The sequence below is a fragment of the Actinotalea solisilvae genome (genome assembly GCF_016464425.1).
In the GTDB taxonomy this organism is placed as follows: Bacteria; Actinomycetota; Actinomycetes; order Actinomycetales; family Cellulomonadaceae; genus Actinotalea; species Actinotalea solisilvae.
On the sequence record NZ_JADDKQ010000001.1, the window covers coordinates 408466 to 428335 of the forward strand.

Sequence of the window (19870 nt, forward strand, 5' to 3'; positions counted from 1 at the left end):
CCCAGCATGGGCGGCGCCGGGTCCCGGCGCCAGGGTCGACGCGCGCCGGACCCGCGCGGGACGGGACCGTCAGCCCGCCGCGACCACCCGGTTGCGACCCGCGCGCTTCGCCTCGAGCAGCGCGGCGTCCGCCGCCGCCCAGCGGTCGCCCGGGGCGCCGTCCGTCGGGCCGACGCCGATCGAGACGGTGACCTCGAGCCCGGCGGCGACCGCGGACCAGTCGTGCGCCGCGACCCCGCGCTGCACGCGCTCGGCGAACGCCGCGGCCGCGTCGCCACCGCCGGCCAGGAGCACGAGGAACTCGTCGCCGCCGAACCGGGCGACGAGGTCCGTCTCGCGCGCCTGGGACCGGACGATCCCCCCGACGGCCCGCAGGACCGCGTCGCCGACGCCGTGCGAGTAGGTGTCGTTGATCGCCTTGAAGCTGTCGACGTCCACGAACACGGCCCACGGGTAGTCGGCGTGCCGCTCGGCCGTCATGTCGATGAGACGGCGGTTGCCCAGCCGGGTCAGCGGGTCCTGGACGAGCACGCGGCTGATCCGCTCGGTCTCGGCCGTGAGCTCGCGCAGCTGGTGCCGGTCGTGGAGCGCCGCGAAGCGGCCCTCGCGCTCGGACCACACGCGCTCGAGCGCGACACGCGCGAGCGTGAGCAGGGGCTCGAGCGCCGGGTGCGGCCCGACCTCCTCCTGGTGCACCTGCGCGAGCGCCCACCGCGCGCTCGCCGCCCACACCTCGCGGCCTGCGGCGTCGGCGTCGACCACGAGGTCCTCGAGGCCCTCGCGCGCCTCGGCCCAGCGGTGCTCGTCCGCCGCCTGGCGCGCGAGCACGAGCCGCAGCAGGTGCGTCTCGACGAGCTCGGGCCGCGTGGTGAAGCGCGTGGCCGCGTCCCGGACCCGCGCGGCGGCGAGGCGGACGGTGTCCCCCGAGCCGAGCTGCATGAGCGCGAAGGCCTCGATGACCTCGCCGCGCGCGACCATCGCGGGGTCGTCGTCGGCGGCGGCGAGCGCGATCATGCGCCGGGCGGTCGAGGCGGAGTCGACGAAGCGTGCGGCGGCGTCGTCCGCGCGGCCGATGAGGATGAGGCTCGTGCCCCAGTACGCGGCGAGGAGCGCGCGCTCCTGCGCGACGAGCACGTCGATGCCCGGTCCGCCGCCGCCCGAGATGGACCGCAGGACGGCGTCGGCCTCCTCGAGCAGGTTGAGGGAGCGCAGCGCGAGGCCCACGGCCATGCTCGCCGAGAGGTGGCCGTAGGTGCGGGCGGGGACGGCCCCGAGCAGCCAGTACGCCTCGGCCACGTCCCCGATCGCCCGCGCGTCGCCGACCCGCGTGCTCGCCTCCGCGACGAGGGCGAGCGCCTTGGCACGCCACATCGGCTCGACGTCGTCGCCCAGCTCGGCCAGGAGCGCCTCGCCGGCGGTGACCGCGTCCGCGTGGCGCCCCAGCTCCTGCAGCGCGATCGCCTCGATGTACCGGAAGTAGCGCGCGCTCACGACGTCGCCGCCCGCGACCGCGAGCGCGCGGCCCGTCCGGCAGGCCACGACGGCCCGTGCGGAGAACCCCTCGATGTAGAGGCCGTGCGCGACGTCGGTGAGCGAGTCGAACGGCCCGAACTCGGGCAGCGGCACGAGCGCGCCGCGAGCGGGCAGCGGCAGGGCCGCGGCGTCGTCGGCCGCGGTCCCGTCCGCGCCGCGGGCGCGCGGCTGCCGGGGGGAGGGCATGGCCCCACGGTACGGGCGCACACCGCGTCGCGTGGGCAGGCGCGGGCCGCCGGACGCAGCCGTGCGCGCCCGAGCGGTCCGACGTCACCCACCCGGGTGTCACCCGGGTGGCCCTCAGGGGTGCTGGCGCTCCCTCGCGACGAGGACGGGGCACGAGGCGTGCAGCACGACGGCGTGGCTCACGGCGCCGAGCACCGACGGGTCGCCGCCCGTCCGCCCGTGCGCGCCGACGACGAGCAGCTCGGCGTCGCGCGCGGCGTCGAGCAGGGCGCGCGCCGGGCGGCCGCGGACGACCCGCTGGACGATCGGCACGTCGGGGTGGCGGAGGCGGACGGGGCCGAGCAGCTCGCGCAGCGCCGCGGCCTCCTGCTCGCGCAGCGCGTCGGCGAGACCGTGCCGCACGTGCCCCACCGACTCGTGGAGCTCGGGCGCGTCCCACGCCCGCACGACCTCGACGCGCGCGCCGGCGAGCTCGGCCTCGGCGACCGCGACGGCGAGCGCCGCGCGCCCGTCCGGCGAGCCGTCCACGCCGACGACGACCGTGCGCGCCGTCGAGCCGCGCCGCGCGGGCACGAGCGCGACGGGGCAGCGTGCGGCCGCGGCCAGGCGGTACCCGGCCGACCCGGCCGGCCCCCCGAGGACGTCGGGACCGCGCGAGCCGACCACGAGGAGCGCGGCGTCGTGCGCGCGCGCGAGCAGCGCACCGGTGGGGGTGTCGGTGCTGAGCACCGTGCGCACCCGCAGCCCGGGCAGCGCGCGCTCGGCGCGCTCGGCGGAGGCCTCGAGGAGGTTCTTGCCCTGCTGCTCGAGCACGTGGTCGAGGTCCATGTCGAAGCCCCAGGCGGGCTGACGGACCGCGTGCACGACCTCGAGCACGCAGCGCCGCGCCATGGCGGCGTCGGCGGCCCAGTCGAGCGCTCCCTGGCTGGCCTCGCTCGCGTCCACACCGACGACGACGTTCGCTCCCATGTGCCCCTCCTCGCGCGACCCCGGCGGGGTCCCCGCCCCCACCCTCTGCCCGGGCGGGCGGGTGCACGAGGGCCCTAGGGCCCGGGCGGGGGCTCGCGGACCGGTCACGCGCCGCTCCCCGGGCACGCCGCTCCGGTTGCGGCGGCGCGGGGGCTCCCTACGATCTCGACCACCAGGGCGCTCACGGGTCGAGGCGGGACCGATGAACGATCGCGGTGGTCACGACACGGGAGGACTAGCCATGGCAGGGCGCGGCGCGCGGGACGACCGCCTGCAGGACCCGGACGACGCCGGCGGCGCCGGGCGGGACGACGGCCGCCGTCCGGCCGGGCGGGGGCGCCAGGCCCTGAGGGTCGTGGTCGCCTTCGTCACCGGTGTGCTGCTCACCGCGGCGGCCGGCCTGGTCCTCACGTCGTTCGGCGTCATCGGCGCCGGGCGTGCACCCGAGGCCGACCCCACGAGCACGCCCACCCCGGCGCAGGCCTCGGGCGACGTGCCCGCGCCGTGCGTCCAGGCCGCCGAGTACAACGCGACGCTCACGGCTGCGCTCGACGAGGTGGCCCTCGGGCTGCGGGACCAGGACGCGCGGCGCGCCGCCGAGGCGCTCGACGCGGTGCAGGACGCCCGCCCGGGCTCGGAGCAGGCGTCGCGCGAGTGCCGCGAGCTCGCGGGCCAGGACGTCGCGGCCGCGGACCAGGACGGCAGCGAGCCGACCGACGAGCCGAGCGAGGAACCCACGGACGGGCCGACCGAAGAGGCCGACGAGCCGTCCGAGAGCCCCAGCGCCGAGCCCCGCTCGACGCCGACCGCGACGCCGTGAGCGCGCCGACGACCGCCGGCCCCGAGGCCGGCGTCACGCCCCACCGCAGCCTCGGCACCCGGCTCTGGTACGGCTACGCGCGCGTCGTCGTCGCGCTGCGCTGGCCGGTCATCGTCGCCTGGGCGGTCGCCGCCGTGGCCTCGGCCGTGCTCCTGCCCCCGCTCGGCGCCTCGGGGGACGACCTCGAGCAGCTCGGCGCCGACGACGTGAGCCTCGTCGCCGAGCGTCGCTCCACCGAGGCGTTCGGGTTCCCGCTGCTCAGCCGCGTCGCCATCGTCCAGCACGACCCCGACGGCATGGCCCCCCTCGCCCAGGCCGAGGCCGTGCTGCGCGGCGTGGCCCTGACGCAGGGCTCGTACGACACGTCGGTCCTCGGGGCCATCCCCCTGACCAACAGCGGTGGCCTCTTCCCCGGCGCGGCCGCCGAGGACACGACGGTCATGACGTTCCTGTTCCTGGACCCGGCGGACTCCTTCTTCGCGCAGCGCGACGACGCCGAGGCCTTCGCGGCCGCCGAGCTCACCGATGCCGAGGACGCGTACGTCGGCGTGACGGGCTCCGTCCCGGCGCGCGCCGCCCAGGGCGACATCGTCAACGGCTGGGTGCACGTCGTCGAGCTCGTCACCCTCCTCGCGATCCTCTCGGTCGTCGCGCTGACCTTCCGGTCCGTCGCGGCGCCCCTCGTGACGCTCGTGTCCGTGGGCGCCGCCGTCGGCGTGACCCTGGGCGTGTCGGGGTCGCTCGCGCGCATGCTCGACGTCTCGGTGCCGGCGGACCTGCGCCCGCTCATCGTGGCGCTCCTGCTCGGCGTCGTCACCGACTACTGCATCTTCTACCTCTCGGGCCTGCGCACCCGGCTCGCGGAGGGCCACTCCCGGCTCGAGGCGGCGCGCCTCGCCACGGCGTCGTTCACGCCGATCGTCACGGTCGCGGGCATCACGGTCGCCGCGGGCACGGCGTCGCTCGTCGTCGCCGGCTCGGGCCTGTTCCGCGGCTTCGGCCCCGGCCTCGCGATCACGGTGGTGCTCGGCGTGGTCGTCGCGATCACGCTCGTGCCCGCGCTCCTCGCGGTGCTCGGCCGGCTCGCGTTCTGGCCGCACGACCCGACGACCGAGACGACGCGCGGGCCGCGCGAGCGGCCGTCGGTCGTCACGCGCGCGGTCACGCGCCGCGCGTCCGCGTGGGCGGTGGCCCTCGTGTGCATCGGCGCGCTCGCCACGGCCGCGCTCCCCCTGCGCGAGCTCGACCTCGGCCTCGGCTTCGTCCAGTCGCTGCCCGACGACCACCCCGCGGCGCTCGCCGCGCAGGCGGCCAGCGACGGCTTCGCGCCCGGCATCGTGTCCCCCACCGAGATCCTCCTCCAGGGCGAGGACGTCGGCGCGGACCCCGACGCGCTCCTGCGGCTCGGCGACGCGATCGACGCCCAGGAGGGTGTCGTGGGCGTGCTCGGTCCCGGCGACATCCCCGTGGACGACGAGGAGCTCATGGTCTCGCCGGCCGGGGACGCGGCGCGCTACCTCGTCGTGCTCGACTCCTCCCCGCTCGAGTCGACGGCGATCGGCCGCCTCGCGGACCTGCGCGAGGCGCTGCCCGGGCTCGCCGACGGCGCGGGCCTCGGCGCGGTCGACATCAACGTCGCGGGCGACACGGCCCTGGCCGCGGGGATCGTGCAGGACACCACGGACGACCTCCTGCGGATCAGCGTCGCCGCGCTCGCCGTGAACCTGCTCATGCTCGTGCTCTTCCTGCGGGCCGTCGTCGCGCCGCTCTACCTGCTGGCCTCGAGCCTGCTCGCGCTCTCGGCGACCCTCGGCATCACGGTCTTCGTCTTCCAGGGCCTGCTCGGTCACGACGACCTGACGTTCTACGTCCCGTTCGCCGCCGCGGTGCTGCTGCTCTCGCTCGGCTCGGACTACAACATCTTCGCCGTGGGGCGCGTGTGGCAGCTCGCGAAGGACCGCTCGCTCCGCGACGCCATGGCCATCGGCGTGCCGCAGTCGACGCGCGCCATCACCGCGGCGGGGCTCGCGCTGGCCGCCAGCTTCGGGCTGCTCGCGCTGGTGCCGCTCCAGCCGTTCCGCGAGCTCGGCTTCGCGCTCGCGGTCGGCATCCTCCTCGACGTGTTCGTCGTGCGCGCGCTCCTCGTGCCCTCGCTGCTGACGATCGTGGGCACGGCGAGCGGCTGGCCCTCGCGGCGTCTGCGCGCGTCGGCGGCCCGCGCGTAGGCCGGCGCGGGGCGTGTCCCGACGCGCCCCCGCAGCGATCGCGGCCTACCATCGTGGGTGCGCCCGGCGCCCCCGCGCCCCGACCCCCGAGGGGTGTGCACGATGCACGACATGCAGACCGACATCGACGAGTACGCTCGCGGCGCCGCCGCGCGCCTCGGACCGAGCACGTTCTGCAGCATCACGCTGCGCTACCACGGCGAGCTCGGGTTCGTCGCCAGCAGCGACGAGCGCGCCAAGCAGTGCGACATGGTCGAGGTGCGCGCCGGTGAGGGGCCGTGCGTGGAGGCGATGCGCACGCTCCAAGGCGTGCTCGTGCCGGACCTGCACCCGGACCCGCGCTGGCCCGTGTGGCGCCAGGCCGCGCTCGACGCCGGCTTCCGCTCGGCGGCCGCGCTGCCCGCCGTCGCGGACGACGTCACCACGGTCGCGATCAACCTCTACTCCGACGTGCTCGACCCGTGGGCGCACGAGCCCCTGCTCGCCATGGACGCGTACATCCAGGAGATCGCCGAGGCGATCCGTACCCGGTTGGGCAGCTGAGCGTGGGCGCGACCGGGGACGTCGCCGGGCGGCGGCGGCGATGATGGTCCATCCTGACCCGATGGCCGTGGCGGAGATCTACCTCGACGGCCGGCCGTCCTCGATCCGGACCGCGCGGCAGTGGGCGGTCAAGCACGCCCGGGACGCGGAGGCCTCCCCCGGCGTCGTCAAGGTCGTCGAGCTGCTGACCAGCGAGCTCGCGGCCAACGCCCTGGCGCACGGTCGGGCCGAGCCCGTGCTCGTGCGCGTGGGCGTCATCGGGGACCAGTACGTCGTGCGCGTGACCGACGAGGGCGACACGCTGCCCGTCGTGCGCGACGACGGACCGCGCGTCCCGGGCGGCCAGGGGCTGCGGCTCGTCGAGCGGCTCGCGAGCGACTGGGGCGTCGACGTGCACCCGCGCGGCAAGACCGTGTGGTTCGCCGTCGCGCTCGACGCGACCACGCCGCTCGGCTGACGGCGGTCACGGGCGGGGTCGTGCCGCACCCGGGGGTCGCTCGTCGCGGCGCCGCCCCGTGCCGGCCGCGCACCCCGGGCACACCCGCCCCACGTCGTCGGCGTGGGGTCCGCTCTCCGGCTGGGCGTCCGCCCGCCTGACGTGCGGGAAGCGCTCGAGCGCCGACCGGGCTCCCGGGGCGCGCCGGCACCCGTCGTCTCGCGGCGAGCGCCCCGGAGCACGATCATTGACCCGTCCCGTCCGACCGAGGAGGCGCTGTGCCCGACGACCCCCGGTCGCACGCGACGCGCCGCCGACGCGACCGTCCGAAGGACGAGCGTCGGCGCAGCGCCGAGCGGGCCGTCGTCGACCCGTCCGAGGTGCTCACGGACCTCGCGCTCGCGGCCGCGGGCATCGGGACGTTCGAGTGGGACCTCGTCGCGAACCGGCTGCACTGGGACGACCGGATGCACGAGCTCTTCGGGTACGCGCGCGGCGAGTTCGACGGGACGCTCGGCGCGTTCAACGCGCGCCTGCACCCGACGGACCGCCCGGTGGTGGGCCGCGGCGTCCAGCGGGCGATCGACACCCTCGGCGAGTTCGAGCTCGAGTACCGGGTCGAGGTCCCCGGCGGACCCACGCGGTGGATCGTTGCCCGGGGGCGCGCCCTGCCCGGCCCGGACGGCAGCGCGGTCCGGGTGCTCGGCGTCGGGTACGACAGCACGGCCCAGGGCGACGCCGAGGTGCGGGTCACGCGCGTCCTCGAGTCGATGCCGACGGCCTTCTTCTCGCTCGCGCGGGACTGGCGCTTCACGTACGTCAACGCCGAGGCGGAGCGCCTGCTCGAGCGGCACCGCGACGAGCTGCTCGGCCAGGACCTCTGGGCCGCGTTCCCCGAGGCGGTCGGGTCGCCCTTCGAGCACGCCTACCGCGAGGCCATGTCGACGGGGTCCGCCGTCGCGTTCGAGGCGTACTACCCCGCTCCGCTGGACCGCTGGTACGAGGTCCGGGCGTGGCCGAACCCCGACGGCCTGTCCGTCTACTTCCTCGACGTGACCGCCCGGCGCGGTGCGCAGGAGGCGGCCGACGCCGCCAGCCGGAGGCTCGCGCTCACGGCGAGCGTGACGCACGCGCTGTCCGAGACGCTCGAGGCCGAGGAGGCCGTGGGGCGACTGGCGCGCCTGCTCGTCCCCGAGCTCGGCGACTGGTGCGTCGTCACGCTCGTCGAGGACCCGAGCGACGGCGTGAGCGCGCGGCGGCGCCTGCGGGACATCGCCTCGTGGCACGTCGACCCCGAGCAGCGCCCGCTCGTCGAGCGGTACGCGAGCGCACGGCTCGAGGCGCTGCGTGACGAGTCCTTCCTCGGCCGCGCGCTCGAGACGAACGACGTCGTGAACCTGCCCGTCGACGCCACCGCCGCCGTCTCCGCGGTGCTGCGCGAGGGCGAGGCGCAGGACCTGCTGCGTGCGCTCGCCCCCGAGTCGGCCGTCGTGCTGCCGCTGCGCGCCCGCGGCCGCACCGTGGGCGCGGTGAGCCTCTTCAGCGGCCCGGGACGCGCGCCGATCTCGCCGGCCGACCTCGTCAACGCGCGCGAGGTCGCCGGACGGGCGGGCCTCGCCCTCGCCAACGCGCGCCTGTACCGCCAGCAGCGCCAGCTCGCCGAGGGCTTCCAGCGGTCCTTGCTCACGGAGCCGCCCGAGCCCGACCACGTCCAGGTCGTCGTGCGGTACCGGCCCGCCGCCGAGGCGGCGAAGGTCGGCGGCGACTGGTACGACGCCTTCCTCCAGCCCGACGGCGCCACCGTGCTCGTCATCGGCGACGTCGTGGGGCACGACGTCGCCGCCGCGGCGACCATGGGACAGGTGCGGTCGATCCTCCGCGGCGTCGCCGTCACGACGGGCGCGGGCCCCGCGCGGGTGCTCGAGGACGTCGACCGGGCGCTGCGCACCCTCCAGACGGACGCGATCGCGACCGCTGTGGTCGCGCGCATCGAGCAGACCGACGACGAGCGCGCCCGCGGCGTCACGCACATCCGCTTCTCGAACGCGGGCCACCCCGACCCGATGGTCGTCAACCCCGACGGCACCGTCGCGACGCTGTCCGCCGTCCGTCCCGACGTCCTCCTGGGGGTGCTGCCCGACAACCGGCGCACGGAGTCGGAGATCACCCTCGACCGCGGCGCCACGGTGCTGCTCTACACCGACGGGCTCGTCGAGAGCCGCCTGCGGACGCTGCGGGACGGCATGGTCGAGCTGCGCGACACGCTCGTCGAGCTCGCCGCGCAGGACCTCGACCTCGACACGCTGTGCGACGAGGTCATCGCCCGGCTCCTGCCGGGCCACTCGGACGACGACGTCGCGCTGGTGGCCGTCCGGCTGCACCGCCAGGACCGCCCGCGCCCGCCCGAGGCGGGGCCGAACCGCATCCCGCCGGACGTGCCCGACACGCCACCCGTGGTCCCGCAGCCCGGCTGACGCGGCGGTCCCGCCGCCGCGTCAGCCGCGCTCGTCACGCCCGGCACCCGCGAAGGGCCCGTCGAGCACCGCCCACTGGAGCAGCACGACCGTCTTCGCGTCCGCGATCCGACCGTCCGCGACCCAGCGGCGGGCCTCGTCGACGTCGAGCTCGAGCACCTCGATGTCCTCGCCCTCGTCGACGAGGCCGCCGCCGGACGAGGTCCGCTGCCCGGCCGTGTACGGCGCTGCGTAGAGGTGGAGGCGCTCCGTGACCGAGCCGGGGCTCATGAACAGGTCCATGACGTGGGTGACCTCGCCCAACGTGACCCCGAGCTCCTCCTCCGTCTCCCGCCGGACGGCGGTCTCCGGGTCGTCGGTGTCGAGCAGGCCGGCCGCCGTCTCGACGAGCATGCCGTCGGGGTGGCCGTTGACGTACGCAGGGAACCGCAGCTGACGGGTGAGCAGCACGGTCCGGCGCGCGACGTCGTGCAGCAGGATCGTCGCGCCGTCACCGCGGTCGTACGTCTCGCGGTGCTGGGTCGTCCAGCGCCCGTCACGACCGCGGACCTCGAGCGTCGTGCGCCTCAGCACGTGCCACGCGCTCGCCACGAGCTCGACGTCGAGCACACGGACGTCGGGGTTCCGGTCGAGGTCGAGGCCGGTGCGGTCGAGGTCGGTCCGCCCCCGTGCGTCCGGCAGCGCGAGGCCGGGGCGGGCGCGGTCACAGCGGGGGTCGGTGCGAGCAGACGTCGTCGGGTCGAGGTGCATGGCGCTACGCTAGCCGGAACGTGCAGTTTCCGGTATCACTCGGCAGGATCGAGGGTTGCTCATGCTCGCAGCGCACAGACGCGACCTCCTCGTCGACCGCCTGCGACGGGACGGCCGCCTCGTCGCCAAGGAGCTCGCCGCAGAGCTGGGCGTCTCCGAGGACAGCGTGCGGCGGGACCTGCGCGACCTCGCGGCCGCGGGCCTGTGCCAGCGGGTGTACGGCGGCGCGCTCCCGGTGTCCCCCGCCGTCGCGGACCACGCGACCCGCGCCGGGATCGGTCCGCAGGACAAGGCGCGCGTGGCGCGCGCGGCCGTCGGCCTCGTCCGGCCCGGCAGCACGCTGCTGCTCGACGGCGGGACGACCGCGCTCGCCGTGGCCCGTGCGCTCCCCCGCGCGTCCGCGGCGCTCGTGGTGACCCACAGCCCGGCGGTCGCGACGGCGCTCGCCGAGCACCCGGACGCGGACGTGCACCTGCTGGGCGGGAGGCTCTTCAAGCACTCCGTCGTCACGTGCGGCGCCGTCGCCGCCGAGGCGGCCGCGCGCGTCACGGCCGACCTGTTCCTGCTCGGTGTGACCGGCGTCCACCCGACCGCGGGCCTCACCACGGGGGACGTCGAGGAGGCGGCGATGAAGCGGCTGCTCGCCGGCCGCGCGGCGGAGACGTGGGTGCTCGCGAGCCACGAGAAGCTCGGCACCGCGTCCGCGCACACCGTGCTCGGCCTCGACGACGTCGCGGGCGTCGTCACCGATGCGGGCGCGGACCACGCGGTCGTCGCGGCCCTGCGCGAGCGGGGCGTGCGCGTCCTCGCGGCGGACTAGGGGGAGGCGTCCGCCGCGGGCCCGTCGCCGGGTGCCGCGGCGAGGCGCTTCTCGAACCGCAGGCACGGCGCGAGGCCGGCGACCGTGCGGTCCGCGACGCCGCGCTCGGCGTACCCGCGCGCCGCGTAGTAGGCGCGCAGCACCTCGTTGGTCGCGACGCAGTCGAGCCGCACGACATCGTGCCCGCGCCGGCGGACCTCGTCCTCGGCCCAGTGCAGGACCGCCTCCCCGCGACCGGCGCCGGAGAGCTCCCGGTCGACCATGAAGCCGTGCAGGTAGCCCGCCGGGAGCCGGTCGGGCCACACGAGCGGGTCCTCGTCGAGCACCCGGATCGCCGCGACCAGCCGGCCCTCGTGATCGTCGTGGTCCTCGTGGTCCTCGACGAACCACTCACCGGCGGCGACCTGCGCCGCGACGACCGCGAGCGTGACCTCGCCCGGGACCCACTGCCGCACGCCGCGGGCGAGCTGCCACCGGGCGCACGCGTCGCGCAGCGCGACCAGGGCAGCCGCGTCGTCCGGTCGGGCCGGGCGGAGGTCGAGGGTGGTCACGCGTCGTTCTACCACCGCCCCGCGACAGCCCGCCGGGTCGTCCCGCGCCGCTCCCCCGGTTGCCGCGCGGGACACCCGGGGTGACCGTGGAGGACCACGAGGGGGAGGTCGCCATGGCGTTCTCGGAGGTCGCGGACGGCGTGCACCGGCTCGACCACGCCTGGGTCAACCTCTACGTCGTGCGCGGCGACGGCGGCCGCGTCCTCGTCGTCGACGCCGGGCTGCCGGCCATGTGGCCGCTGCTGGGCCAGGCGCTGCGGTCGCTGGGCCACCGGCCCTCCGACGTCGCCGGCATCGCACTCACGCACGCGCACTTCGACCACACGGGGTTCGCCGCCGTCGCGCGGCGGCGCCTCGGCGTCCCCGTCTGGGCCGATCCCGCGGACTTCTTCATCGCCGCGCACCCGTACCGGTACGCGCACGAGAACGTCCGCGCCCTGTACCCGGTGCGGCACCCGGGCTCGCTGCGGATCCTCGGCGCGATGGCCGCGGCGGGCGCGCCGCGGGTCCCCGGCGTGCGGGACCTCACGCCCTACGCCCCCGACGACGCCGGCGCAGCGCTCGACCTCCCGGGCTCGCCCCGGCTGGTCCGTACGCCCGGCCACACGGCAGGCCACGTCGCGCTGCACCTGCCCGAGCGCGACGTCGTGCTCGTCGGCGACGCGCTCGTGACGCTCGACCCGTACACGGGTGTCGAGGGTCCGCAGATCGTGGCGGGTGCCGCGACGGCGGACAGCGCGCAGGCGCTCGCCTCGCTCGATCTCATCGCCGCCACCGGAGCGTCCGTCCTGCTCCCGGGGCACGGCGAGCCGTGGCGGTGGGGCGCGGCCGAGGCGGTCGCCGAGGCCCGCGCCGTCGGCGCGCACTGAGCCCGGCGTCAGCCGCCGGGCCGGCCGCTCGTCAGTCCCAGAACGGGGGGAGGTCGTCCTCGTCGTAGCCGACGGACAGGGTGCTGCTCTCGTTCACGGTGACCTCTCGCGCTCGATCGCCGCCGAGGGTTCGGCGGCACCTCTCCACCATCGGCCAGCGTCACGCGTCCTGAGTGGGACCTTCTGCCCGACCGCGGCGCGGCGGGGGCGGACGGACGCGTTTCACCCCCGGGCGCCGGCGCACGCGACGCACCGCCGCGCGGTGGGACGCGCCTCGAGCCGCGCCCGGGGCACCGCCCGCCCGCACCGCTCGCACGTGCCGTACGTCCCGTCGTCGAGCCGGCGGAGCGCCGCGACCGCCTCGTCGAGGTCGGAGCGCGCCTGCCGGGCCAGGGCCGACAGCTGGGCGCGCTCGAACGCGATGGTCGCCCCCTCCGGGTCGTGCTCGTCGTCGGCGTTGGAGAAGGCGGACGCCGCGACCACCTCGTCGAACGCGACGCCGAGCCCGAGCAGCCGGCGGGCGGCGTCGTCCCGGACGCGCTCGACGGCGGCGCGCGCCCCGGCCTCCCTGGCGAGCGGGTCGGCCGCCTCGTCTGTCCCCATGCGCCCATCGTCGCCCAGGCGGGCACGGGCGCGCCGCGGGTATCCTCGCCGTGCGCGGCCACGGGAACCCTCGGAGGACCCGAGCCGTTACCGGGAAGGCCGGCGCACGGGCGCCCGCCACGTCGTCACCGCACGACCCACCCACCGCTCGACTCCGGAGGACACGCGCACGATGGTCGTCACCCCCCTCGTCTGGACCCTCACGATCGTGGGGATCCTCGCGCTCCTGGCGTTCGACTACGTCTTCCACGTGCGCAAGGCCCACACCCCCTCGCTGCGCGAGGCGAGCATCTGGTCCGCGATCTACGTCGGGATCGCCCTGCTGTTCGGCGTCGGCGTCTGGCTGCTCGGCGGGCACACCGCCGGCCAGGAGTACTTCGCGGGCTACATCACCGAGAAGGCCCTCTCGGTCGACAACCTCTTCGTCTTCCTCATCATCATGACGAGCTTCCGCGTGCCGCGGGAGGACCAGCAGAAGGTGCTGCTCTTCGGCATCACGTTCTCGCTCATCGCCCGCACCGGGTTCATCCTCCTCGGCGCCGCGCTCATCAACTCGTTCGCCTGGGTGTTCTACGCGTTCGGCCTCATCCTGCTCATCACGGCGGGCAACCTGCTCAAGCCGGAGTCCTCCGACCAGCACACGGCCGACAACCTGTTCATCCGGCTCGCGCGGCGCGTGTTCCACACGACCGACCACTACGACGGCGACAAGCTGTTCACGCGCGTGGACGGGCGCCGCGCGCTCACCCCGATGCTGCTCGTCATGGTCGCCATCGGCGGCACGGACATCCTCTTCGCGCTCGACTCGATCCCCGCGATCTTCGGCCTGACCCAGAACGTGTACATCGTGTTCACCGCGACGGCGTTCTCGCTCATGGGCCTGCGCCAGCTGTACTTCCTCCTCGACGGCCTGCTCGACCGGCTCATCTACCTCTCGTACGGCCTCGCGGCCATCCTCGGCTTCATCGGCGTCAAGCTGATCCTGCACGCGATGCACGAGAACAACCTGCCGTTCGTCAACGGCGGCGAGCCGGTCGACGTCGTGGAGGTGAGCACGCCGCTCTCGCTGAGCGTCATCATCGGCGTCCTCCTCGTGACCATCGTGCTGTCCGTCCTCAGCCCGGCGGGGCGCGCGCAGAACGCGCTCAACACCGCCAAGCGCCACGCCACGGAGTACCTCGACCTCGAGTACACGGCGGACCCGGCCGAGCGCGAGCGCATCTTCGCCGAGCTCGTCGACGAGGAGGCCGAGCTGCGCCGGACCGCGGCCGACCACGCGTCCGTCGCCAAGGCCCTCGCGGAGATCGAGGAGCTCATCGCCGAGGCCAAGGAGGCGCACCGGGCGCACCCCGCGACCGGGCAGGGCGTCGGCACGGTCTAGGGTCCTCGGGCCGGCCTCAGAGCCGCACGACCTCGACCGCGAGGTCGCTCACGGGCCGGCCCGGCACGACGTCGAGCATCATGACGGTGCGGTACGGCTGACGCCGCCGGTCGGTGGGTGAGCCCGGGTTGAGCAGCCGCATGCCGCCCGGCGTCGTCGTGTCCCAGGGGATGTGGCTGTGCCCGAACACGAGCACGTCGAGGCCGGCGTGCGCGGCGTCCGTCCGGCGCTCGCGCCCCGCTGCCGCGCCGGTCTCGTGCACCACGCCGAGGCGCAGCCCCTCGACCGTGCGGCGGCCGACCTCGGGCAGCCGCGCGCGGAGCGCCGGGCCGTCGTTGTTGCCCCAGCAGGCGAGCAGGGCGCGCGAGCGCGCCTCGAGCGCGTCGAGCAGCGCGACGTCGACCCAGTCGCCGGCGTGCACGACGAGGTCCGCGTCGTCCACCAGGCGCCACACGGGCTCCGGCAGGTCCTTCGCGCGGACGGGGACGTGCGTGTCCGCCAGCAGCAGGACGCGCGCGCCCACGCGTCAGACGGTCTCGGCCGTGAAGCCGTCCCCGGCCGCCCGGACGCACCACACCCGCACGTCCTTCCCGGTGCCCGCGGCCTTCTCGTGGACGCGGACGGCGTCGCCGTCCTGGTGGCCGGTGCCCGTCACGGAGCGCTGGCCCGAGCGGTCCTCGACCACGAGGGTGGCGTCGCCGAGGAAGTCCTCGAGCGACGAGGGTGCGCGCCCGTCGACCTCGCGCACGGGGAACGGCACGCCGGAGACCACCAGGTCGGGTGTGGGGCTGGTCATCGCGTTCCTCTCGGTCGCGCCGGCCGGGTGCTCGACCGGACCTCCCCAGCATCCGGTGCGCGAGGGTGCCTGTCCACACCGGGCGCAGGGTCGACCACCACGCGGACACGGTCGCCGGGCCGGAGCTGCGCGAGCCGGTCGAGGTCCGGGTCGACGACGACGGCGACGACGGGGTAGCCGCCGGTCACCGGGTGGTCCACGCCGAAGACGACGGGCTCGCCCGAGGGCGGCACCTGGACCGCGCCCGCGACGACGCCCGCGCTCGGCCGCTCCCCCGCCCCGGAGGTCGTCAGGGGGACGCCGAGCAGGCGCACGCCGACGCGGTCCGCGGCGTCGCTCACGACCCAGTCCTGGCCCGTGAGCGACGCACCCGGCGCGTCGCGCACGAGGTCGCGGTCCGGACCGGGAACCGCGCGGAGGCGGACGACGTCTGCCGCGACGACCGCGGCCTGAGGCTCCTGCTCGCCGACGGCACCCGCGACGTCGGCACCGACGGCGACCGCGTCCCCGGCGACCAGGGGTGGGGGGCCCAGGCCCGCGAGCACGTCCCGGGAGCGGCTGCCGAGCTCGGGGACGGCGTCGACGCCGCCGCGCACGGCGAGGTAGGAGCGCAGGCCCGTCCGCGGCGCGGCGACGCGCACCACGTCCCCGGCGGCGAGCGCGACCGGTGCCCCTGCGGACCGCTCCCGCAGCACGCCGTCGCGCTCGACCTCGAGCGCGGGCGCCGCCCCGGTGAGCGCGACGACGGCCGGGAGCTCGGCGCGGAGCGTCAGCCCGCCGAGGACGGTCTCGAGGACCGCGGCGCCGCGCGCGTTCCCGACGAGCCGGTTCGCCAGGCGCGCCGAGGCACGGTCGGCGGCACCGCCGGGCGCGACCCCGAGGTCGCGCCGTCCGGGCCGGCCGAGGTCCTCGACGACCGTCGAGGCACCGGGTGACAGCACCGTCAGGGTCGCCGTCGTCGCGCCGGGCCGCGGGCCGGTGGCCCCCGCGGGCCCCGCGGCGCCCGGCGTCGCGGGCCGCGGCGTGGGCGCGGGCGCGGGCGCCGAGGCGGTCGCGGCGGCGCGCACCGGGCGGAAGGTGACGACGTCGCCGGGCCGCACGAGCGCGGGGACGTCCGCCGAGGCGTCCCAGAGCAGCGCGTCCGTGCGCCCCAGGAGGTGCCATCCGCCCGGGCTGCGCCGCGGGTAGACCGCGCTGTACGCGCCGCCGACGGCGACCGACCCGGGCGGGACCGCGGTGCGCGGGCTGTCCCGCCGCGGGACGGGCGGGAAGTCGCCCACGAGGTAGACGAAGCCGGGCGCGAAGCCGGCGAACGCCGCGGTCCACTCCCCCGCCGCGTGCGCGGCGACGACGGCGTCCGGGCTCAGGCCCGTGAGCCGGGCGACGTCGTCGACGTCCGGCCCGTCGTAGACGACGTCCAGGGCCACCGCGCGCCGTCCCGCGGCGGCGCGCGGCGGGGGCCGGAGCGACCGCAGGGCCGCCGCTGCGGCCGCGAGGCGGCGTGGCCCGTCGAGGACCACCAGCAGGCTGCGCTCGGCCGGCTGGAGGTCGCGCTGACCGGCGAGCGGGGCCGCGCGCAGCGCGGCGTCCAGGGCCAGGACCTCCTCGAGGTCGGCGCACGCGACGAGGAGCGCCCGGTCGCCCATGGCCTGCACGAGCCGCGCGCCCCGCCCCGTGGGCGGCGCCGGGGGTGCCGTCACGAGACGAACGGGACGACCGGCACGCCGCCGCGCTCGAGGCCGGCGCGCACGGCCGCCGCCGCGGCCACCGCACCCGGCGTGTCCCCGTGCAGGCACAGCGTCTCGACGTCGAGCCGCACGAGGGACCCGTCGACGGCCTCGACCGTGCCCTCCGTCGCGAGCCGGACCGCGCGCTCCGCGGCCCGGACCGGGTCGGTGACCAGCGCGCCGGGCTCGCTGCGGGGCACGAGCGAGCCGTCCGCGCGGTAGCCGCGGTCGACGAAGGCCTCCGCGACGGTCCGCAGGCCCGCCCCGCGCGCGACGCGCTCGACGACCGATCCTGGCAGGACGACGAGCGGGAGGCCCGGGTCGACGTCGCGCACGGCCGCGACGACCGCGGCCGCCTGCGCCTCGTGGTGCGTGACCGCGGTGTACAGGGCGCCGTGGGGCTTGACGTAGCGCACGGCCGTCCCGGCGACCCGCGCGACCGCCGCGAGCGCGCCCACCTGGTAGACGACCTCGTCGGCGAGCTCGTCGGGGTCGACGTCGAGGAACCGGCGCCCGAACCCGGCGAGGTCGCGGTAGCCCACGTGGGCGCCGACGGCGACACCGCGCGCCGCGGCGGTGGAGCACGTCCGGCGCATGGTCGACGGATCACCCGCGTGGAAGCCGCACGCCACGTTCGCGCTCGACACCAGCGCGAGGAGGCCGGCGTCGTCGCCCATCGGCCACACGCCGAAGGACTCGCCGAGGTCGCAGTTGAGGTCGATGGCCACGCCCCGACGCTACTGCCCGCCCGCACCGAGAGCAGGCCCGCCCGCCCGGGCGGGCGGGCACGCGCGAGCCCCGGGCGGCAGGGCCGCCCGGGGCTCGGGTCGTGCGGGCCGGGTCCGCTCGCGCGGGCTCCGGCCGGTCGTCAGGGCGTCACCGGGGTCAGTACGACGGCGACTGGTAGCCCGACGTCGTGCCGGACGTGTCGTCCTGGCGCGACCCCTGGACGGTGTCCTTCGCGTCCTGCGCCTGGCCCTTGAGGTCCTGCGCAGCCGAGCCGGCCTCGTCCTTGAGCGTCTGAGCCGCGCCGGCCGCCGCGTCCTTGACGGACTGCGCGGCCTGCTGCGCGGGCTCCTTGAGCTCGGCGGCCGCCGACTGCGCGACCGACTTCGCCTCCTCGACCACCGAGGACGCCTGCTCCTTGACCTTGCCGGCGACCTGCTGCTCCCGCTGGCTCGCCGGGATCAGCGAGCCCACGAGCCACCCGAGGCCGAAGGCCACGAGCCCGGCGGCGAGCGGGTTGCCCTCGGCCTGGCGCTGGACCGTGCCCGGCACGCTCCGCACCGCGCTGCCCGCGCTCGACGCGAGCGAGCTCGCCGTCGACGCGACGCTCGAGGCGGCGTCCGAGACGCCGTGGCCGACGCTGCTCGCGGCGCCCGAGACCGAGTCGCCCACGCCGTGGGCGGCGTGCGAGACGCCCCCGCCCACCCCGTGCGCCGTGCCCTGCACGTGCTCCTTCGCGCTGTCCGACACACCCATCACCTTGTCCTTCAGAGTGCTGGCCTTGTCCTTGACCGCCTCGACCTTGCGGTGGGCGATCTGGCTGGGGCTGATCTTCTCCTCGAGGGCGTTGACGTCCGAGCTCAGCTCGGCACGCGTGCGCTCGATCTCGGCGCGGATCTCGTCCGGGTCGCTGCTGCTCATCGGTTCTCCTCCTCGTGGCCCTTGAGGGCGTTCGGGATCTCGGCGACGGTCTCCTGCGTCTGCGGGACGCCCTGGACCTGCTTGAGCTCGTCGCGGCCCTTGAGGGCCAGGACGGCCGCCACGACCGCCCACAGCAGGGCGACGACGATGGCGGAGATGGTGTTGTTGTCCATGAGGTCGCCGAGGCCCCACCACAGGGCGATCGACAGGAACAGCAGGATGAAGTGACCGGCGACGCCGGCCCCGGCGAGCATCCCGCTGCCCTTGCCCGCCTTCTTCGCCGAGTCGGCGAGCTCGGCCTTCGCGAGGGCGACCTCCTGACGCATGAGCGTCGACAGGTCGCGCGTCACGTTGCCGATCAGCTCGCCGAGCGACGAGTCGGCCGGCGACGAGGTCGTGGCGCCCGGTGCGCCCGTCGCCAGGGGGTCCGTGGAGCCGCTCACCGGTTCTCCTCGGTCCACCGCTCCTCGGACTCGACGCCGGCGAGCGGGTCACCGGACGCGGTGCCGCCGTCCGGGTCGTCGAGGGACGACGTCCCGGTCGTGTACCCGGTGCCCGTGCCCTCGCCGTAGGTCGCGCCCGCGTCGCCGTAGGCGCCGGTGCCCGAGGCGGGCGTGCCGTAGGTGCCCGTCGTGCCGTACTCCTGCGACGTCGGGTACTCCGGGGCCGGCGGCGGCGGGGGCGTCTCGTAGCCGGTGCCCGAGGCGCCGTAGGAGGCGCCCGTCGCCACGCCCGCCGTGGCGGCCGTGCCGTACGAGCCCGTGGTCTGGCCGTAGCCCGTGCCGTAGGACTGCGTCGGCGTCGTGTCGGCGAGGCCGTACGAGCCCGCGGTCGCGGTCGACGTCGAGTAGCCCGTCGTGCCGGACGTCGAGGTGTCGCTCGACGCGTCGCGCACCCCGCGCGTCAGCCGCCCGGCGAGGAGGCCCGCGCCCGCGGCGATGAGCAGGAAGGTGCCGGGGTTGCGGCGCGCGAACTGCTTGACCTCGTCGAGGATGTCGGCGGGCTGCCGGTTCTCGAACCACGACGCGACGCTGCTCGTCTGGTCGGCGACGGTCCGGGCGATCCCGGACGCGAGGCTGCTCTCGGCGCCGTCGGCCATCTGGCTGAGGTCGCTGCTGAACGTGCGGAGCCCGCCCGCGAGGCGCTGCTGCTGGTCGCCCGCCGTCGAGGAGAGCTGCGTGCGCCCCAGCTCGAGGAGGTCCTTGGCCTGACGGCCCGCCTCGGCCGCGACGGTCTTCGCCTGCGCCCCGGCCTCACCGGCGAGGTTCTTGCCGCTCTCGGCGGCGCTGTGCGCGACGTTCGAGGCCTCGTCCCGCGCGGTCTGCGCGGTCGACGTGCCCTCGGACGTCGACGAGGAGCCTGTCGAGTAGTCGTACGTCATGTCGTCCTCCATCCGTTCCTCGGTCGGTCGCGCACGCGTCCTGGTCGGTCCGCGCCGTCCGTCCCGGGTTCTGGCCTGCATGCCCTGCGGGCCGTCGGGTGTCCCCGTTCGCCCTGGTCTGCCCCCTTGACAAACCTCGTCCGGGTGCAGTCCGTTGTC

Annotated in this window: 20 protein-coding genes; 8 read left to right on the forward strand and 12 right to left on the reverse strand. The window is 76.4% G+C overall.

All coding sequences use genetic code 11. The features are described 5' to 3' along the window. Window positions 1-69 precede the first annotated feature (69 nt). Together JIG38_RS01810 and JIG38_RS01815 are read right to left on the reverse strand one after the other, a co-directional pair. Window positions 70-1719, reverse strand: a complete 1650-nt coding sequence (locus JIG38_RS01810) for a GGDEF domain-containing protein (RefSeq protein WP_199421763.1) — start codon at window positions 1717-1719, stop codon at window positions 70-72. Between the two features lie 114 nt (window positions 1720-1833). Next, entirely contained in the window at window positions 1834-2688 is an 855-nt protein-coding gene (locus JIG38_RS01815; RefSeq protein ID WP_199421764.1) for a universal stress protein, read from the reverse strand. 241 nt (window positions 2689-2929) lie between these two features. Here JIG38_RS01815 and JIG38_RS01820 point away from each other — a divergent pair, with 241 nt between their 5' ends. From JIG38_RS01820 to JIG38_RS01840, 5 genes are all read left to right on the forward strand, one after another. Then, entirely contained in the window at window positions 2930-3508 is a 579-nt protein-coding gene (locus JIG38_RS01820) for a prolipoprotein diacylglyceryl transferase (protein ID WP_199421765.1), read from the forward strand. Then, complete coding sequence (locus JIG38_RS01825) at window positions 3505-5733, forward strand: MMPL family transporter (protein WP_199421766.1); 2229 nt, start codon at window positions 3505-3507, stop codon at window positions 5731-5733. Before JIG38_RS01820 ends, JIG38_RS01825 begins: the two co-directional genes overlap by 4 nt. Window positions 5734-5844: 111 nt before the next feature. Beyond that, the gene (locus JIG38_RS01830; RefSeq protein ID WP_199421767.1) at window positions 5845-6276 is read left to right on the forward strand and encodes a GAF domain-containing protein; all 432 of its coding nucleotides are present in this window, start codon (window positions 5845-5847) and stop codon (window positions 6274-6276) included. Between the two features lie 61 nt (window positions 6277-6337). After that, window positions 6338-6733, forward strand: coding sequence for an ATP-binding protein (locus JIG38_RS01835; RefSeq protein ID WP_199421768.1), 396 nt, complete (start codon window positions 6338-6340; stop codon window positions 6731-6733). 257 nt (window positions 6734-6990) lie between these two features. Beyond that, window positions 6991-9186 carry a SpoIIE family protein phosphatase gene (locus JIG38_RS01840; RefSeq protein ID WP_199421769.1) on the forward strand — a complete coding sequence of 732 codons (2196 nt, stop codon included), beginning with the start codon at window positions 6991-6993 and terminating at the stop codon, window positions 9184-9186. Window positions 9187-9207: 21 nt separating this feature from the next. On the opposite strand, the gene JIG38_RS01845 is transcribed toward JIG38_RS01840, so the two are convergent. Continuing rightward, complete coding sequence (locus JIG38_RS01845; protein WP_199421770.1) at window positions 9208-9936, reverse strand: NUDIX domain-containing protein; 729 nt, start codon at window positions 9934-9936, stop codon at window positions 9208-9210. A 61-nt stretch (window positions 9937-9997) separates the two neighbouring features. On the opposite strand from JIG38_RS01845, the gene JIG38_RS01850 reads away from it, so the two are divergent. Continuing rightward, window positions 9998-10756 carry a DeoR/GlpR family DNA-binding transcription regulator gene (locus JIG38_RS01850; RefSeq protein ID WP_199421771.1) on the forward strand — a complete coding sequence of 253 codons (759 nt, stop codon included), beginning with the start codon at window positions 9998-10000 and terminating at the stop codon, window positions 10754-10756. Here the strand turns inward: JIG38_RS01850 and JIG38_RS19860 are convergent. Beyond that, a complete protein-coding gene (locus JIG38_RS19860; RefSeq protein ID WP_199421772.1) occupies window positions 10753-11307 on the reverse strand; it encodes a GNAT family N-acetyltransferase in 555 nt (184 codons plus the stop codon). The two genes, JIG38_RS01850 and JIG38_RS19860, sit on opposite strands and share 4 nt — an antisense overlap. An 80-nt stretch (window positions 11308-11387) precedes the next feature. Between JIG38_RS19860 and JIG38_RS01860 the strand changes: the two genes are divergently transcribed. Further along, entirely contained in the window at window positions 11388-12176 is a 789-nt protein-coding gene (locus JIG38_RS01860) for an MBL fold metallo-hydrolase (RefSeq protein ID WP_307844445.1), read from the forward strand. Window positions 12177-12398: 222 nt separating this feature from the next. On the opposite strand, the gene JIG38_RS01865 is transcribed toward JIG38_RS01860, so the two are convergent. Beyond that, window positions 12399-12779 (reverse strand): TraR/DksA family transcriptional regulator, encoded by a 381-nt coding sequence (locus JIG38_RS01865; RefSeq protein ID WP_199421773.1) that lies wholly within the window; start codon window positions 12777-12779, stop codon window positions 12399-12401. A 172-nt stretch (window positions 12780-12951) separates the two neighbouring features. Here JIG38_RS01865 and JIG38_RS01870 point away from each other — a divergent pair, with 172 nt between their 5' ends. Then, window positions 12952-14160, forward strand: a complete 1209-nt coding sequence (locus JIG38_RS01870) for a TerC family protein (RefSeq protein WP_199421774.1) — start codon at window positions 12952-12954, stop codon at window positions 14158-14160. Window positions 14161-14176: 16 nt separating this feature from the next. On the opposite strand, the gene JIG38_RS01875 is transcribed toward JIG38_RS01870, so the two are convergent. The 7 genes from JIG38_RS01875 to JIG38_RS01905 all read right to left on the reverse strand — a co-directional run bounded on the left by JIG38_RS01875 (window position 14177) and on the right by JIG38_RS01905 (window position 19711). Beyond that, window positions 14177-14683, reverse strand: a complete 507-nt coding sequence (locus JIG38_RS01875) for a metallophosphoesterase family protein (protein WP_199421775.1) — start codon at window positions 14681-14683, stop codon at window positions 14177-14179. 3 nt (window positions 14684-14686) lie between these two features. Continuing rightward, window positions 14687-14956: a hypothetical protein gene (locus JIG38_RS01880; RefSeq protein WP_199421776.1), complete on the reverse strand. Its 270-nt coding sequence runs from the start codon at window positions 14954-14956 to the stop codon at window positions 14687-14689. Continuing rightward, window positions 14953-16656, reverse strand: coding sequence for a 5-oxoprolinase subunit B/C family protein (locus JIG38_RS01885; protein WP_307844446.1), 1704 nt, complete (start codon window positions 16654-16656; stop codon window positions 14953-14955). Before JIG38_RS01885 ends, JIG38_RS01880 begins: the two co-directional genes overlap by 4 nt. Next, on the reverse strand, window positions 16653-17411 hold the full coding sequence (locus tag JIG38_RS01890) for a LamB/YcsF family protein (RefSeq protein WP_199421777.1): 759 nt from the start codon (window positions 17409-17411) through the stop codon (window positions 16653-16655). Before JIG38_RS01890 ends, JIG38_RS01885 begins: the two co-directional genes overlap by 4 nt. Window positions 17412-17568: 157 nt before the next feature. Beyond that, a complete protein-coding gene (locus tag JIG38_RS01895; protein ID WP_199421778.1) occupies window positions 17569-18330 on the reverse strand; it encodes a DUF3618 domain-containing protein in 762 nt (253 codons plus the stop codon). Next, the gene (locus JIG38_RS01900) at window positions 18327-18752 is read right to left on the reverse strand and encodes a phage holin family protein (protein WP_233404308.1); all 426 of its coding nucleotides are present in this window, start codon (window positions 18750-18752) and stop codon (window positions 18327-18329) included. Before JIG38_RS01900 ends, JIG38_RS01895 begins: the two co-directional genes overlap by 4 nt. A gap of 17 nt (window positions 18753-18769) precedes the next feature. Beyond that, the gene (locus JIG38_RS01905; protein ID WP_199421779.1) at window positions 18770-19711 is read right to left on the reverse strand and encodes a hypothetical protein; all 942 of its coding nucleotides are present in this window, start codon (window positions 19709-19711) and stop codon (window positions 18770-18772) included. Window positions 19712-19870: the final 159 nt, after the last annotated feature.

Coding starts and splice junctions, on each gene's coding strand:
- JIG38_RS01850 (WP_199421771.1), top strand. CDS start 9,998: ATGCTCGCAGCGCACAGACGCGACCTCCTCGTCGACCGCCTGCGACGG.
- JIG38_RS01870 (WP_199421774.1), top strand. CDS start 12,952: ATGGTCGTCACCCCCCTCGTCTGGACCCTCACGATCGTGGGGATCCTC.
- JIG38_RS01845 (WP_199421770.1), bottom strand. CDS start 9,936: ATGCACCTCGACCCGACGACGTCTGCTCGCACCGACCCCCGCTGTGAC.
- JIG38_RS01810 (WP_199421763.1), bottom strand. CDS start 1,719: ATGCCCTCCCCCCGGCAGCCGCGCGCCCGCGGCGCGGACGGGACCGCG.
- JIG38_RS01895 (WP_199421778.1), bottom strand. CDS start 18,330: ATGAGCAGCAGCGACCCGGACGAGATCCGCGCCGAGATCGAGCGCACG.
- JIG38_RS01835 (WP_199421768.1), top strand. CDS start 6,338: ATGGCCGTGGCGGAGATCTACCTCGACGGCCGGCCGTCCTCGATCCGG.
- JIG38_RS01820 (WP_199421765.1), top strand. CDS start 2,930: ATGGCAGGGCGCGGCGCGCGGGACGACCGCCTGCAGGACCCGGACGAC.
- JIG38_RS01905 (WP_199421779.1), bottom strand. CDS start 19,711: ATGACGTACGACTACTCGACAGGCTCCTCGTCGACGTCCGAGGGCACG.
- JIG38_RS01830 (WP_199421767.1), top strand. CDS start 5,845: ATGCAGACCGACATCGACGAGTACGCTCGCGGCGCCGCCGCGCGCCTC.
- JIG38_RS01880 (WP_199421776.1), bottom strand. CDS start 14,956: ATGACCAGCCCCACACCCGACCTGGTGGTCTCCGGCGTGCCGTTCCCC.
- JIG38_RS01865 (WP_199421773.1), bottom strand. CDS start 12,779: ATGGGGACAGACGAGGCGGCCGACCCGCTCGCCAGGGAGGCCGGGGCG.
- JIG38_RS01815 (WP_199421764.1), bottom strand. CDS start 2,688: ATGGGAGCGAACGTCGTCGTCGGTGTGGACGCGAGCGAGGCCAGCCAG.